The sequence below is a fragment of the Streptomyces sp. NPDC004435 genome (assembly GCF_042873895.1).
Classification (GTDB): domain Bacteria; phylum Actinomycetota; class Actinomycetes; order Streptomycetales; family Streptomycetaceae; genus Streptomyces.
Map to the genome: position 1 here is coordinate 31,708 of NZ_JBIAMB010000037.1, position 14,432 is coordinate 46,139.

The 14,432-nt window shown below is 73.5% G+C and carries 13 protein-coding genes; 9 read left to right on the forward strand and 4 right to left on the reverse strand.

Annotated features, from left to right (window positions below; genetic code table 11):
- The first annotated feature begins 1 nt into the window (after position 1).
- Genes ACFYT9_RS38765 through ACFYT9_RS38780 form a run of 4 tightly spaced genes read left to right on the forward strand, consistent with a single transcriptional unit; the run spans position 2 to position 3,751 of the window.
- Positions 2-1,006: a proline racemase family protein gene (locus tag ACFYT9_RS38765; RefSeq protein WP_389171715.1), complete on the forward strand. Its 1,005-nt coding sequence runs from the start codon at positions 2-4 to the stop codon at positions 1,004-1,006.
- A complete protein-coding gene (locus tag ACFYT9_RS38770; RefSeq protein ID WP_389171735.1) occupies positions 994-2,049 on the forward strand; it encodes a proline racemase family protein in 1,056 nt (351 codons plus the stop codon). Before ACFYT9_RS38765 ends, ACFYT9_RS38770 begins: the two co-directional genes overlap by 13 nt.
- Entirely contained in the window at positions 2,046-2,984 is a 939-nt protein-coding gene (locus ACFYT9_RS38775) for an ornithine cyclodeaminase family protein (protein WP_389171718.1), read from the forward strand. Before ACFYT9_RS38770 ends, ACFYT9_RS38775 begins: the two co-directional genes overlap by 4 nt.
- 50 nt (positions 2,985-3,034) lie before the next feature.
- Positions 3,035-3,751, forward strand: coding sequence for a GntR family transcriptional regulator (locus tag ACFYT9_RS38780; RefSeq protein ID WP_376603754.1), 717 nt, complete (start codon positions 3,035-3,037; stop codon positions 3,749-3,751).
- Positions 3,752-3,826: 75 nt separating this feature from the next.
- On the opposite strand, the gene ACFYT9_RS38785 is transcribed toward ACFYT9_RS38780, so the two are convergent.
- The 4 genes from ACFYT9_RS38785 to ACFYT9_RS38800 all read right to left on the reverse strand — a co-directional run bounded on the left by ACFYT9_RS38785 (position 3,827) and on the right by ACFYT9_RS38800 (position 8,822).
- Positions 3,827-5,272 (reverse strand): glyceraldehyde-3-phosphate dehydrogenase, encoded by a 1,446-nt coding sequence (locus ACFYT9_RS38785; RefSeq protein WP_376602179.1) that lies wholly within the window; start codon positions 5,270-5,272, stop codon positions 3,827-3,829.
- Between the two features lie 109 nt (positions 5,273-5,381).
- Positions 5,382-5,912 (reverse strand): hypothetical protein, encoded by a 531-nt coding sequence (locus tag ACFYT9_RS38790; RefSeq protein WP_387279404.1) that lies wholly within the window; start codon positions 5,910-5,912, stop codon positions 5,382-5,384.
- 35 nt (positions 5,913-5,947) lie between these two features.
- The gene (locus ACFYT9_RS38795; RefSeq protein ID WP_389171723.1) at positions 5,948-6,985 is read right to left on the reverse strand and encodes a serine hydrolase domain-containing protein; all 1,038 of its coding nucleotides are present in this window, start codon (positions 6,983-6,985) and stop codon (positions 5,948-5,950) included.
- 97 nt (positions 6,986-7,082) lie between these two features.
- Positions 7,083-8,822: a VanW family protein gene (locus ACFYT9_RS38800; RefSeq protein ID WP_389171726.1), complete on the reverse strand. Its 1,740-nt coding sequence runs from the start codon at positions 8,820-8,822 to the stop codon at positions 7,083-7,085.
- 263 nt (positions 8,823-9,085) lie between these two features.
- Here ACFYT9_RS38800 and ACFYT9_RS38805 point away from each other — a divergent pair, with 263 nt between their 5' ends.
- The 5 genes from ACFYT9_RS38805 to ACFYT9_RS38825 all read left to right on the forward strand — a co-directional run bounded on the left by ACFYT9_RS38805 (position 9,086) and on the right by ACFYT9_RS38825 (position 14,275).
- On the forward strand, positions 9,086-10,120 hold the full coding sequence (locus ACFYT9_RS38805) for a LacI family DNA-binding transcriptional regulator (RefSeq protein WP_376602175.1): 1,035 nt from the start codon (positions 9,086-9,088) through the stop codon (positions 10,118-10,120).
- A 76-nt stretch (positions 10,121-10,196) separates the two neighbouring features.
- Entirely contained in the window at positions 10,197-10,484 is a 288-nt protein-coding gene (locus tag ACFYT9_RS38810) for a hypothetical protein (protein WP_389171729.1), read from the forward strand.
- A gap of 70 nt (positions 10,485-10,554) precedes the next feature.
- Positions 10,555-11,625, forward strand: a complete 1,071-nt coding sequence (locus ACFYT9_RS38815; protein WP_376602173.1) for a phosphatase PAP2 family protein — start codon at positions 10,555-10,557, stop codon at positions 11,623-11,625.
- Positions 11,626-11,668: 43 nt separating this feature from the next.
- Positions 11,669-13,888, forward strand: a complete 2,220-nt coding sequence (locus ACFYT9_RS38820; protein ID WP_389171732.1) for an NADP-dependent isocitrate dehydrogenase — start codon at positions 11,669-11,671, stop codon at positions 13,886-13,888.
- A 96-nt stretch (positions 13,889-13,984) separates the two neighbouring features.
- On the forward strand, positions 13,985-14,275 hold the full coding sequence (locus ACFYT9_RS38825) for a hypothetical protein (RefSeq protein ID WP_360320318.1): 291 nt from the start codon (positions 13,985-13,987) through the stop codon (positions 14,273-14,275).
- Positions 14,276-14,432: the final 157 nt, after the last annotated feature.

Genomic DNA, 14,432 nt, shown 5'->3' on the forward strand with positions numbered 1-14,432 from the left:
CATGCGCACCCGACACGTCTACCACGCGGTCGACTCGCACACCGAGGGCATGCCCACCCGGGTGATCACCGGCGGAGTGGGGGTGATCCCCGGCGCCACCATGGCCGAGAAGCGGCTCCACTTCATCGAGCACCGCGACTCCCTGCGCACCCTGCTGATGTACGAGCCGCGCGGCCACGCCGCCATGAGCGGCGCGATCCTCCAGCCCGCGACCCGGGCCGACGCCGACTACGGAGTCCTCTTCGTCGAGGTCTCCGGCCTGCTGCCGATGTGCGGCCACGGCACCATCGGCGTCGCCACCGTCCTCGTCGAGACGGGCATGGTGCCGGTCACCGAACCCGTCACCACCGTCCGCCTCGACACCCCGGCCGGCCTCGTCTCCGCCGACGTCCGCGTCGAGGACGGCGCCGCCCGCTCCGTCACCCTCACCAACGTCCCCGCCTTCAGCGTCGGACTCGACCTCAAGGCCGACGTCCCCGGCCTCGGCACCGTCACCTACGACCTCGCCTACGGCGGCAACTTCTACGCCTTCGTCGAACTCGACGCCCTCGGCCTCCCCTTCGACCGCGCCCACAAGCAGGAACTGATCACCGCCGGACTGGCGATCATGGACGCGATCAACGCGAGCGACGAGAGGCCCGTCCACCCCGAGGACCCCGCCGTCTCCGGCGTCAAGCACGTTTACCTCGCCGCCCCCGGCTCCGACGCCACCCGCTCCCGGCACGCCATGGCCATCCACCCCGGCTGGTTCGACCGCTCCCCGTGCGGCACGGGCACCAGCGCCCGGATGGCCCAGCTGCACGCCCGCGGACAGCTCGCCCTGGACACCGACTTCGTCAACGAGTCCTTCATCGGCACCGAGTTCACCGGACGGCTCGTCGCCGAGACCACCGTCGGCGGCCGGCCCGCCGTCGTCCCCACCGTCACCGGGCGGGCCTGGATCACCGGCACCGCCCAGTACTTCCTCGACCCCACCGACCCCTTCCCCGCCGGATTCCTGCTGTGACCGCCCTCCCCGCGGACGGGATCCGCGTCACCGACTACCACACCGCCGGCGAACCCTTCCGGATCGTCGCCGACGGCCTGCCCCCCGCCCCCGGAGACACCGTCGCCGAGCGGTGCGCCACCGCCATCGGCTCCGGCGGATCCGGCACCGCCCCCCGCCCGGGCCCCCTGGACGCGCTGCGCCGCCTCCTGGTCCAGGAACCGCGCGGCCACGCCGGCATGTACGGCGGCTTCGTCGTCCCGCCCGACGACGACGGCGCCCACCTCGGCGTGCTGTTCTGGCACAAGGACGGCTTCTCGACCGCCTGCGGCCACGGCACCATCGCCCTCGCCGCCTGGGCCGTCGACACCGGACTCGTCCCGGCCGGCGACGGCGACCGGGACGTGCCCGTCCGGGTCGACGTGCCCTCCGGGCGGGTCACCGCCACCGTCCACCGCTCGGGCGGCCGCACCACCGGCGTCACCTTCCGCAACGTGCCCGCCCGGGTCACCGCCCGCAAGGTGCCCGTCGCCACCGGCCTCGGCATCGTCGAGGTCGACCTCGCCCACGCCGGCGCCTGCTACGCCTCCGTCTCCGCCCGCGACCTCGGCCTCACCGTGGACCGGGCGTCCCTGCCCGAACTCACCCGGGTGGGACGGGAGATCCGCACCGCGCTCGCCGGCCACCCCGCCACCTGGCACCCCGACGGGCCGCTGCTCTCCGGCGTGTACGGCGTCATCCTCCACGAGGAGCTGCCCGACACCCCCGAGGGCCCGCGCCAGCGGAACGTCACCGTCTTCGCCGACGGCCAGATCGACCGCTCCCCGTGCGGCTCCGGCACCTCCGCCCGACTCGCCCTCCTCGCCGACGAGGGCCTCCTGAAGGAGGGACAGGTCCTCACCCACGAGTCCGTCGCGGGCACGGTCTTCACCGGCCGCGCCCTCCTCGGCGGCGACCCGGCCGCCGGGCTCGTCACCGAGGTCACCGGCACCGCCCACCGCACCGGCGAGGCGCACTTCACGCTCGACCCGGACGACACCCTCGGCGCGGGGTTCCTCCTGTGACCACGCTCCCGTACCTCGACGGCGGCGCCGTCACCCGGGCGCTCACCCCGGCGGCGGCCGTCGAGGCGCTCGCCGAGGTCCTGCGGGACGGACTCGACCCCGAGACCTGCCCGCCCCGCTCCGCCGTCCCCGTCCCGGCCGGCGAACTGCTGCTCATGCCCGCCGCCGCCGGGAGCTGGGCCGGGGTCAAGATCGCCGGGGTGGCGCCCGGCAACGCGGCCCTCGGACTGCCCCGCATCACCGGCGCCTACCTCCTCCTCGACGGCGCCACCCTGCGGCCCCGCGCCCTGCTCGACGGCGCGGCGCTCACCGCGCTGCGCACCCCGGCCGTCTCCGCCCTGGCGGTCCGTCACCTCACATCGGGGGAGCGGCCGTTGAGGGTCGTCCTGTTCGGGTCCGGGCCCCAGGCGTACGGGCACGTCGACGCGCTCCTCGCGGTACGGAAGCTCGCCTCCGTCACCGTCGTCGGGCGCGACCCCGCGCGGGCCGCGGGGCTCGCCGCGTACGCCCGGGCGGCCGGTGTCCCCGAGGCCTGCGGCGGCACCGCCGCGGACATCGCGGAGGCGGATCTGGTGGTGTGCTGCACCACCGCCCGGACACCGCTCTTCGACGGGCGGTCGCCGGCGCCGGGGGCGGTGGTCGTCGCGGTCGGCTCGCACGAGCCGGACGCCCGGGAGACCGACACCGCCCTGGTCCGCCGCTCCGAGGTGTGGGTCGAGGCGCGCACGGCGGCCCTGGCGGAGGCCGGTGACCTGCTGATCCCCGAGGCGGAGGGGGCGATCGGGCCCGGCCACGTCACCGGCACCCTCGCCGACCTCGTCCGGGGCCCGGCGCTGCCCGCCCCGGGCCCGGCTCCCCGCCTCTTCAAGAGCGTGGGCATGGCCTGGCAGGATCTCGCCGTGGCCGTCGCGGTCCACCGGGCGGCCACCGGCTGAGCAACGTGACATTGTACGCTGGGCGCCTGCGGATTCTCGGAGGATACGGCGTGGGTGACCTGAAGCAGCACAGTCTCATCAAGGCCCAGGAGCGGCTTCGCGACCAGGTGGGCCACGCACTGCGCGCGGCCCTCACGGCCGGTGAGCTCAAGCCCGGGACCGTCTACTCGGCCCCGGGCCTCGCGGCCGAGCTCGGCGTGTCGGCCACCCCGGTCCGCGAGGCCATGCTCGACCTCGCCCGCGAGGGCCTGGTGGAGCCGGTGCGCAACAAGGGCTTCCGGATCACCGAGGTCAGCGAGCGCGAGCTCGACCAGTGCACCGAACTGCGCATGCTCATCGAGGTGCCCACGGTCGGCCGGGTCACCGAGACCGCCACGACCGAGGAGCTGGAGGCGCTGCGCCCGCTGGCCGAGGAGATCGTCACCAACGCCCGCGCGCACAACCTCATCGGCTATCTGGAGGCCGACCGGCAGTTCCACCTCACCCTCCTCGGCCTGTGCGGCAACGACCGGCTGGTGGAGACCGTGGGGGACCTGCGCAAGCGGTCCCGCCTCTACGGGCTGACCGGACTGGACGAGGCGGGCAAGCTGGTCTCCTCCGCGGAGGAGCACGTCGAACTGCTCGACCTCATGATCGCCCGCGACCGGGCGGGCGCGGAGGCGTGCATGATGCGCCACCTCGGGCACGTCCGCTCGCTCTGGGCCGAGGCCAGGGACGAACCGGTCGAGCCGGCGACGGGCGCCCTCCGCTCCGTGCGCAAGGGCTGACGTACGACGAAGCGCGGCGCGCCGCACCCCTGGCGGGGGGTGCGGCGCGCCGCGCTGCGCGTGGCGTGGGCGGGATCAGACCGCCGGGGCCGGGAAGGTCGGGTACTCGACGCCCGAGACGTGCTGGACGACGCGGATGACCTGGCAGGAGTAGCCGAACTCGTTGTCGTACCACAGGTACAGGATCGCGTTGTCGCCGTCGACCTTGGTCGCGCCGGCGTCCACGATGGAGGCGTGGCGCGAGCCCACGAAGTCCATCGAGACGGCGTCGGGAGCCGTGGTGAAGTCGATCTGGCGCTTCAGCGGCGAGTGCAGCGAGACGTCGCGCAGGTACTCCAGGACCTCGTCGCGGGTGGTCTCGCGGCCCAGACGCAGGCTGAGGATGGCGATCGAGACGTCCGGGACGGGGACGCGGATCGAGCTGCCCGTGATCGGGGCCTTGAGCTCCGGCAGCGCCTTGGCGACGGCCGAGGCGGCACCGGTCTCGGTGATCACCATGTTGAGCGGCGCGGACCGGCCGCGGCGGTCGGCCTTGTGGTAGTTGTCCAGCAGGTTCTGGTCGTTCGTGAACGAGTGGACGGTCTCCACGTGACCGCGCAGCACGCCGTACTCGTCGTCCATCGCCTTGAGCGGCGGGACGATGGCGTTGGTGGTGCAGGAGGCGCAGGACAGGATCTTCTCGTCCGGCTTGATCGTGTCGTGGTTGACGCCGTGCACGATGTTCGGCACGTCACCCTTGCCGGGCGCGGTCAGGACGACCTTGTCGATGCCGGGGCGCAGGTGCTTGGAGAGGCCCTGGCGGTCCCGCCACTTGCCGGTGTTGTCGATCAGGATGGCGTTCTCGATGCCGTACGCCGTGTAGTCGACCTCGGAGGGGTCGTTGGCGTAGATGACCTTGATCGTGTTGCCGTTGGCGACGATGGTGCTGTTCGCCTCGTCGACCGTGATCGTGCCCTGGAACTGCCCGTGGATCGAGTCCCGGCGCAGCAGGGAGGCGCGCTTGACGAGGTCGGCCTCGCCGCCGCCGCGCACGACGATGGCGCGCAGGCGCAGGCCGTTGCCCGAACCGGCCTTCTCGATGAGGAGGCGGGCGACCAGGCGGCCGATGCGGCCGAAGCCGTAGAGGACGACGTCCCGGCCGTCACGGCGCTCGATCTTGTTCGCACCCGTGGCGCCGGCGACGGCCTCCGCGGTGAACTCCGCGACCGTCAGGCCGCGCGAGTCGGCCTTGTACTCGGCGGCGAGCATGCCGATGTCGATCTGCGAGGGGCCGAGGTCGAGCGTGGTGAGCGTCTGCAGGAAAGGCAGCGTCTCGGTGACCGAGAGCTCCTCGCCGGCGATCTGGCGGGCGAAGCGGTGCGTCTTGAGGATGCTGACGACCGACTTGTTCACCAGGGAGCGGCTGTGAACGAGGACGGTGACGTCCTGCTCACGGTGCAGCTTCCCGATGATCGGGATCATCGACTCCGCGATCTCCTCACGGTTCTTCCAGCTGGTGAACGAGTCATCATTGACAGTCACAAGAGTTATCTTTCGAGCTAGACGGCGCTCATATGGTAACCCGCTGCTCCTCGCCCCCCACAAGGGGGCCCGAACGTCTGTCCTCCACCTCACACCCGCGGGCCCCGGGTCAGGCGAAGCGGTCGGACACCAGCTGCCGCAGCTCGCCCGCCGACGCGGGCGCCAGCCGGTAGATCCCCTGGAGACTGTTGGAGCGGAGCAGCCGCCCGTCCTCCACGTACTTCAGGGTCCGCTCGCCCCGGCGGGCGGTGAAGGTCAGCCGCTCCAGGAGCTCGCCGGGGACCACGGTGTCGAAGGAGAGCGGGGAGCCCGGCGGGCCGATCAGCACCTCCGACACGAAGCCGGTCTTGAGCCGCCGCCAGTACATGAGCTTCGCGTAGTCGTCGTCGTGGAGCTCGGCCCCCGCCTCCTCGTGCGTCAGGATCCGGGACACCTCCATCGCCCCGAGCACATGGAGCCGGGTGCGGTGCGCCCGCACCGGGTAGACGGTGTCACCGGGCCGCACCCCGGCCCGCAGGAAGCTGGGCTGTGAGCCGAAGGGCCCGCCGAAGAGGATCGTCAGCCGCAGGCCCTCGTCCCCGGAGCGCTTCAGCTCCCGGCAGAGGGCGTCGGTCCACAGCGTCGTATAGGAGTTCGCCACGGCAGAACCGTAGGGCCCGGCACCGACAGCGGGACTCAGGCGAAGGCGTACGCCCGGAAGAGCTCGCGGACCCGGGCCAGCGGGGCCGGATCCCGCGTCAGGTACAGGCGGTTGGTCAGCAGGACCGCCCAGCGCGCGCGGGCGGGGGAGACCCACATCGCCGTACCCGTGAACCCGAAGTGGGCCCACACGTCGTCGCCGGGGGCGGTGCCGGGCGCCGGATGCCAGAACAGGCCGCGCGGCGGGGCGAGGTGGCCGGTGCCGACGCGCAGGGAGGCGGCCGTCCAGGCCGCCGAGAAGGTGCCGGGAGGAGGGGAGAGCACCCCGCGCAGGAAGCGGCCCGTGTCGCCGGCCGTGGTGAAGACGCCGGCGATCCCGCAGGCGCCGCCGAGCAGGCGGGCGGAGAAGTCGTGGACCGTCCCCTTCAGATGGCGGCCGCTCTCCTCGTCGTACTCGGTGGGCGCGCAGCGGGCCGCCGCCTCCGGCGGCAGCGGGCCCCAGCGGGTCTCGCGCATCCCCAGCGGCGCCCAGACCCGCTCCCGCGCCAGCTCGGCCAGCGGCCGGCCGGTCAGGTGCTCGGCCAGCCAGCCGAGGACGAGCGCCGCCCGGTCGGTGTACGCCACGGCCGCGCCCGGCGGGTGCCGCAGCGGCTCGGCGAGGACGCCGTCCCTGACGTCCTGCGGGTCGGAGCCGTACAGGAAGCGCAGGTTGGCCCGGAGCGGCATCCCCGCGGTGTGGGTGAGCAGCTGGCGCGCGGTGACCCCGCCCACCGGGCGCCCGGCCGCTGCCGGCCAGGAGGAGCCGAGCGGCTCCGACAGGTCCAGCTTCCCGGCGTCGACCAGGGTGCCCGTCACCGCCCAGACCGTCAGGATCTTGGTGAGGCTCGCCACGTCGAAGAGGGTGTCGGGGCGGACCGGCTCCTCGGGCCGCGCCGGGTCGAGGACGCCGACCGCGCCCGCCGAGCGGGTGCCGGACGGATCGCCGACGGCCCACACGGCTCCCGGACACACACCGCCCTGGACCGCCCCGGCCAGCAGCCGGGCGAAAGGGGGGACCTCGCTGCGCTCCGCCACGGCACGCCTCCGACACCGGACCGGCGCGGCCCGGTCCGGCCGCACCAGTCATGCATGCCCGGGTGCCCGCGGGAGGACACCCCTCCGGCGGCGCCGGTCAGTTGCAGACGACCTCGTCGCGCGGGGTGTAGTGGGTCTTGAAGGTCTGCCGCTTCACTTCCTCGCCGCCGTTCTCGAAGACCCGGTCGACCGCGATGTCGAAGCCCTCCAGCGGCTCCTGCGGCACGCACTTCTCGCCGGTGGCCTCGCGCTTCTTCGGCTCGGTGATGTCGGTGCGCGGGCCGGCCACCGCCTCCACGGAGTCGTACTTCTTGGTGCCGTAGAAGGTGATGGTCACCGAGGAGTCGGTGGCGCTCGCGGCGATGTAGATCGGCTTGCCGGAGTCGTTGCGGAACTTCTGGTCCAGGCTGCCCCAGGCGACGGTCGCCTCCCGGCCGGCCGGGTAGCGCTCGATGTAGAAGGAGTGGGCGCCGTACTCGACCGGCTGCACGCCCGCGAAGAAGACCGCGTTGAACATGGTGGTCGCCACCGCGGAGACGCCGCCGCCGGGGGCCTCCTGGTAGCGGCCGTCGAGGATCATCGTGCCGTCGACGAAGCCGTTCTCCTCGGTGCGCTCGCCCACCGTCTCGTTGAAGCTCCACACCGCGCCCGGCTGCACCAGCGAGCCGTTGATCAGCTCGGCGGCCCGGCCGATGTTGATCGTCCGGTACGGAGCCGTGGGGAAGTCCACGGTGAAGCTCGACATCTGCTCCTTGATGCCGAGCGAGTCGAGGGTGGCACTGCTCACCTGCGGCTGGGTGACCTTGGTGGCCACCGAGGCGGTACGGGCCGCCTCGCCGGTACGGGTGAGGAGCGGGTCCACCGCGGCGCCGAGCGACTTCTCGGTCACCTCGCGGCCCGGCTTGCCCTCCTTCACGACGACGACCTTGCCGTCCCGCACCCCGAGGGTGCCCTCCACCGGGGCGCCCGTCATGGCGGCGAGCGGGCGGGCCACGTCCGGGTCGCGCAGCAGCGCGGCGGAGTCGAGGGAGCCGCTCAGCCGGCCGTTCTCGTTCTTCACGGTCAGGTGGTCGCCCAGGGTCTCCGGGGAGATCCGCAGCCGCTGGTCGCCCACGGTGAGCGTCACCGGTCCCGAGACGGCGGGCTTCGCGTACCCGTCGAGGAAGCGGGTCAGCTCGGCGGCGGCCAGCTTCGGCTGGGTCACCGCGACCGGCAGGGTCACGGCGGAGGCGCCGGGCGCGGCCGGGTAGGCGGCCCGCAGGGCCTCGGCGGCCTTGGCGGTGTCGAGCTTCTGGCCGATGACGGGCGGGGTGGAGACGGCCTCGCCGTCCTTGAAGGAGACCGAGCCCTCCGTGACGGCCCGGTCGTTCTCCTTCGCCAGCGCGGCGACGGCGGCGCCGGTCCTGGCGTCGTCGTGGGCGAGGACCGGCTCGATCTCGCGGTCCCCGGAGGAGAAGAGGCGGCCGATGACGGTGAAGGGGTCCCGGGACGGGTCGGCGGCCAGCTCGGCCGTCGCCTCCGCGTCGACGGTCAGCCCCGCCGAGGCCGGACTGACGTCCTCCGTGCGCTCCCCGACCTTCACCGCGATCGGCGCCGTCCACGCCGCCGGCGCCTGCGCCCGCAGCCGCTCGGCGGCCTCGGCCTTGCTCAGCCCGCCTATGTCCACGCCGGCGACCCGGGTGCCGGCGGATATGTCGTCCCCGGTCGTCACCAGACCGGCCACGTAGAGACCGCCCACCGCGACGGCGACGACGCCCGCGGCGATCGCGGCCGTACGCCACCGTGGGCGGTCGCCGGCGGCGGGCGTCGGGGCATGGTCGGTCCTGGGGCGGGGCACACGCTCTCCCGGGGCGTCGGGGACAAGGGGATCCAGACGACCGTACGCCGAAAGAGTGTCAAATGCACATAAAGCATGGTTGACCTGCGACGATACCCCTCGAAACCGCTCCGCCACGCAGAGTGCCCGCACGCCCGCGAGCGCGATCCCCGAGCAGCCCCGCGGCCCTCCGCCGATCCCGCCGGGCCTCGTCCGCCCGCCTGATAGGTTTCGCCGCACAGCACGGGCGGGCGGTGTCCCGGGGCCGAGGGGAGAAGCGGCACATGGCGGTGAGCGGGCGGCAGACCGGCAGGCCCACCCTGGAGGAGGTCGCGGTCCGGGCCGGAGTCGGCCGGGGCACGGTCTCCCGGGTCATCAACGGCTCGCCGAAGGTGAGCGAACAGGCCAAGGCGGCCGTCGAGAAGGCCGTCGCCGAACTCGGCTATGTCCCCAACCGGGCCGCCCGCGCCCTCGCGGGGAGCCGTACCGACGCCGTCGCCCTCGTCGTCCCCGAGACCGAGGCCCGCCTCTTCGCCGAACCGTACTTCCTCGACATCATCCGCGGCGTCAGCAGCGAACTCGCCGCCGCCGACAAGCAGTTGCTGCTCACCCTGATCCGCAGCGACCAGGAACGGCAGCGCTTCGAGCAGTACCTGGCCGCCCAGCGCGTCGACGGCGTCCTCCTCGTCTCCGTCCACGCCGACGACCCGCTGCCCGACCAGGTCCGCGCCCTCGGCCTGCCCGCCGTGCTCAACGGCCGCCGCCGCGAGGACGAGCCCGTCGCCTTCGTCGACTCCGACAACACCGGTGCCGGCCGCACCGCCGTCGCCCACCTCGCCGCCGGCGGCCGCACCCGCGTCGCCACCATCACCGGCCCCCTCGACATGTACGGCGCCCGCTGCCGCCTCGACGGCTATCGCGAGGGCCTGGCCGAGGCCGGCCTCCCCGCCGACGACGCCCTCGTCGCCACCGGCGACTTCACCGAGGAGGGCGGCCGCCGCGCCATGCGCGAACTCCTCGACCGCGCCCCCGACCTGGACGCCGTCTTCGCCGCCTCCGACGTGATGGCCGCCGGTGCCCGGGCCGTGCTCCGCGAGGCCGGCCGCCGGGTCCCCGAGGACGTCGCCCTCGTCGGCGTCGACGACTCCGCCGTCGCCCGCCTCATGGACCCGCCGCTCACCAGCGTCCGCCAGCCCATCGAGGAGATGGGCCGCACCATGGCCCGGCTGCTCCTGGCCGAGATCGCCGGCCCCAGCGAGCCCGACGACCAGCCCCGCCGCATGCTCCCCACCGACCTCGTCGTCCGCGCCTCCTCCTGACGCCTCCTCCCGTTCACCCGCGCACGGCACGATCGCCCCACCGCCGGCACCGGGCCGGCGGCGACCGGGGGACCGCATGGACTGGTACGTCGTTCCGGGAGCGCTCGCGCTCCTCCTCGCCGCCGGTGGCGTCGCCACCCTCCGCACCGGCTGGGTGCCACCCCGGTTCCGCCACCGGGTCCGGCGGGTCGCGCTCCACGGATGGGCACAGCTGGTCATGGCCGGGTCCTTCGCCCTCCAGAGCATGGCCGGAGCCTCGGGGGCACCCGCGGCCGGCTCCGCCGTGGGCCTGGTCGCGCTGGGCGCCCTGCTCGCCGCCCTGATCCTCCTCGTCGTCGCCGGACTCGACCCCCGCGGCGGCTGAATCCCGCCCCCGCGCGTCGTTCGGGTGAGCCCAGCGGGCAGCCCGGTCGCGCCTGGGTTCGAATCAGGGCATGGCTTCCTACGACAGGCGAATAGGCGGCTCCCCGAAGCCGCCCAGAGCCGGTGACACCTGGTGGTACGCCGCCGTGGCGGGCGAGGCCGCGGACTCCTTCAGCACCCGGGTCCGCACCCGGACCCGGCGCGCCTGCCTCGGGGCCGTCCTGCTGCTCACCCTCGTCTACGCGGGCCTCGTGCTGACCGCGACCGGCCGCCGCTGGGGCGACGCCGCCGTCACCGGCCGCCGCGCCGACACCCGCGTCGCCGCCTTCCTGCGCGACCACCCCTCGCTGGACGGGGCCGTCACCTTCTCCCTCGTCCTCGCCTGCCTCCTCCTCGTCGGCCTCGGCGTGCTCCGCAAGCGGTACGGGCTCACCGGCGCCGCCGCCGGAGCCGTCGCCGTCTCGCTCGCCGTCACCGGCCTGCTCCAGCTGTACGCGCCCCGCCCGCGGATCGCCGAGGGGGCCGGGGCGCTCGCCCCCAGCGGCTTCCCCAGCGCCACCGCCACCCTCGCCTTCGGCGTCGCCTTCGCCCTGCCCCTGGTGGTGCCCCGCCGTTCCCGGGAGCTCGTGACCGGCGCCGCCACCCTCTGGGCCGTCGCCGTCGGCGCGTACTCCGTCGCCGACGGCGACCACCGCCCCGGCGACGTCATCGCCGCCGCCCTGCTCGCCCTCGCCGTCCAGTGCGGCCTGATCGCCCTGCTCGCCCGCCGCGGCAAGGTCCGCCCCGGCACCCGGCGCGGCACCACCGCGCGCGTCCTCCCGGTCGGACTGGCTCTCGGGCTGGTCGCCGCCGGCGGCCTCGCGGCCGGATTCCTGCTGCTCGGCGACACCCTCGGACTGCCCGCCACCGCCCCGTACGACCCGGCCGAGCTCCGCCTCGCCCACCGCTGCGGCCAGGCCCTCGCCGCCGGAGTCGGCGCCGCCGCCGGCCTCGCCCTGCTCCTCCTCGTCCGCCACGTCGAGCTCGACGGCGGACCCGCCTCGTACCGGCTCGGAGGGCCCTTCGTGGAGGACTCCGGAGCCCCCGACCAAGGCGAGCTCGTGGGCCCCTTTACGGAGAACCACGATCACGAGATATCTTGATGTCGAGCAATCTCGCATACGCAGACGTGGAGCGGAGCACCTGGTGACTGACTCGACCATCATCTACACCCACACCGACGAGGCGCCTGCCCTGGCGACGTACTCGTTCCTGCCCGTGATCCAGGCGTATGCCTCCACGGCCGGCGTCACGGTCGAGACGCGTGACATCTCGCTCGCGGGCCGCATCATCGCGAGCTTCCCCGAGTTCCTGGAGGAGGGCCAGCGCATCGGCGACGCCCTCGCCGAGCTCGGCGAACTGGCCAAGACCCCCGAGGCCAACATCATCAAGCTGCCGAACATCTCGGCCTCGATCCCGCAGCTGAAGGCCGCGGTCGCCGAGCTCCAGGCGCAGGGCTACGCCCTCCCGGACTACCCGGACGACCCGAAGACGGACCAGGACAAGGACGTCCGCGCCCGCTACGACAAGGTCAAGGGCTCGGCCGTGAACCCGGTCCTGCGCGAGGGCAACTCGGACCGCCGCGCCCCCGGCTCGGTCAAGAACTACGCCAAGAACCACCCCCACCGCATGGGCGCCTGGACCTCCGAGTCCAAGACCGAGGTCGCCACCATGGGGCAGAACGACTTCCGGTCCACCGAGAAGTCCGCCGTGATCGCCGAGGCCGGCAGCCTCCGCATCGAGCACGTGGCCGCGGACGGCACCACCACCGTGCTGCGCGAGTCCGTACCGGTCCTCGCCGGCGAGGTCGTCGACGCCTCCGTGATGCGCGTCGCCGCCCTGCGCACCTTCCTCTCGGAGCAGGTCGCCCGCGCCAAGGCCGAGGACGTCCTCTTCTCCGTGCACCTCAAGGCCACCATGATGAAGGTCTCCGACCCCATCGTCTTCGGCCACGTCGTGCACGCCTTCTTCCCGAAGACCTTCGCGCAGTACGGCGAGGTCCTCGCGGGTGCCGGCCTCTCCGCCAACGACGGCCTCGGCACCGTCCTCAAGGGCCTGGACGCCCTCCCGAACGGCGCCGAGATCAAGGCGTCCTTCGACGCCGAGACCGCCGAGGGCCCGGCCCTCGCCATGGTCGACTCCGACAAGGGCATCACCAACCTGCACGTGCCGTCCGACGTCATCGTCGACGCCTCGATGCCGGCCATGATCCGCACCTCCGGCCACATGTGGGGCCCGGACGGCCAGGAGGCCGACACCCTCGCCGTCCTCCCGGACAGCTCCTACGCCGGCGTCTACCAGGCCGTCATCGAGGACTGCAAGGCCCACGGCGCCTTCGACCCGTCGACCATGGGCTCCGTCCCGAACGTCGGCCTCATGGCGCAGAAGGCCGAGGAGTACGGCTCCCACGACAAGACCTTCGAGATCGCCGCGGCCGGCACGGTCCGCCTCGTCGACGCCGCCGGCGCCACCGTCCTGGAGCAGGAGGTCGCCGAGGGCGACATCTTCCGCGCCTGCCAGACCAAGGACCTCCCGATCCAGGACTGGGTCAAGCTCGCCGTCACCCGCGCCCGCGCCACCGGCGACCCGGCCGTCTTCTGGCTCGACGCCGAGCGCGCCCACGACGCCCAGCTGATCGCCAAGGTCGAGCAGTACCTGCCGGAGCACGACACCGAGGGCCTGGAGATCAAGATCCTCTCCCCGGTCGAGGCGACGAAGTTCTCCCTGGAGCGCATCCGCCGCGGCGAGAACACCATCTCCGTCACCGGCAACGTCCTCCGCGACTACCTGACCGACCTCTTCCCCATCCTGGAGCTGGGCACCAGCGCCAAGATGCTGTCGGTCGTCCCGCTCATGGCGGGCGGCGGCCTCTTCGAGACCGGCGCCGGCGGCTCCGCCCCGAAGCACGTCCAGCAGCTCGTCAAGGAGAACTACCTCCGCTGGGACTCCCTCGGCGAGTTCTTCGCGCTGGCCGCCTCCTTCGAGCACCTGGCCACCACCACGGGCAACGCCCGCGCCCAGGTCCTCGCGGACACCCTGGACCGCGCCACCGGCACCTTCCTCAACGAGGACAAGTCGCCGACCCGTCGCCTCGGCGGCATCGACAACCGCGGCAGCCACTTCTACCTGTCCCTGTACTGGGCCCAGGAGCTGGCCGCGCAGACCGAGGACGCCGAGCTCGCCAAGGCCTTCGCCCCGCTCGCCGAGAACCTCGCGGCGAACGAGCAGAAGATCGTCGACGAGCTGAACGCCGTCCAGGGCTCCCCGGCCGAGATCGGCGGCTACTTCCAGCCCGACCCGGCCAAGGCGGCGGCCGTGATGCGCCCCTCCGCCACGTTCAACGAGGCCGTCGCCGCCCTCGCCTGATCCGGCGGCCGACGCGCACCGCCCCGGCCGGAACGATTCCGGCCGGGGCGGTCCCGTCGGTGGCGCGTACGCCATCCGGGTGTGACCCTGGAGGGCATGAGCTGGGCATCTTGGACGACCGCCGGTGTCTACACCGGGCGTGGTGGGGTGCTGACCGTCGAGGGCGGAATCGTCACGGGCGACCTGACCGTGCACACGACCTTCGTCGACGGTGAGGCACGTGTGGCCGTGCAGTACAGCGGCGCCTCCGACTGGTTCACCATGTCGGGCAGTCCCGTCCCCTGCTCCTCGGAGGAGGAGAGCCGAGAACTCCACGACGCCGTCGTGGAAGCCGTCCGCGAGGGCCACGGGGCCACGGTCCCGCGCCTGCCCCATCCGACCGGCTAGTCCCGTCCCTTCCGGCAGGAAGGCGACGAGACGGCCCGACACATCCCGGTCCGGGGGGGGGGCCCCCCCCCCGGGGGGCGGCCCCCCCCCCCCCGCGAAAAAATTTTTTTAAAAAACCGGCCCCCCCGTGAAACACACAAGGGGGGGGCCGCGCGGG

Excerpts from the sequence above, each read along its gene's own strand:
- ACFYT9_RS38765 (WP_389171715.1), top strand. The coding sequence starts at position 2 with ATGCGCACCCGACACGTCTACCACGCGGTCGACTCGCACACCGAGGGC.
- ACFYT9_RS38805 (WP_376602175.1), top strand. The coding sequence starts at position 9,086 with ATGGCGGTGAGCGGGCGGCAGACCGGCAGGCCCACCCTGGAGGAGGTC.
- ACFYT9_RS38810 (WP_389171729.1), top strand. The coding sequence starts at position 10,197 with ATGGACTGGTACGTCGTTCCGGGAGCGCTCGCGCTCCTCCTCGCCGCC.
- ACFYT9_RS38815 (WP_376602173.1), top strand. The coding sequence starts at position 10,555 with ATGGCTTCCTACGACAGGCGAATAGGCGGCTCCCCGAAGCCGCCCAGA.
- ACFYT9_RS38825 (WP_360320318.1), top strand. The coding sequence starts at position 13,985 with ATGAGCTGGGCATCTTGGACGACCGCCGGTGTCTACACCGGGCGTGGT.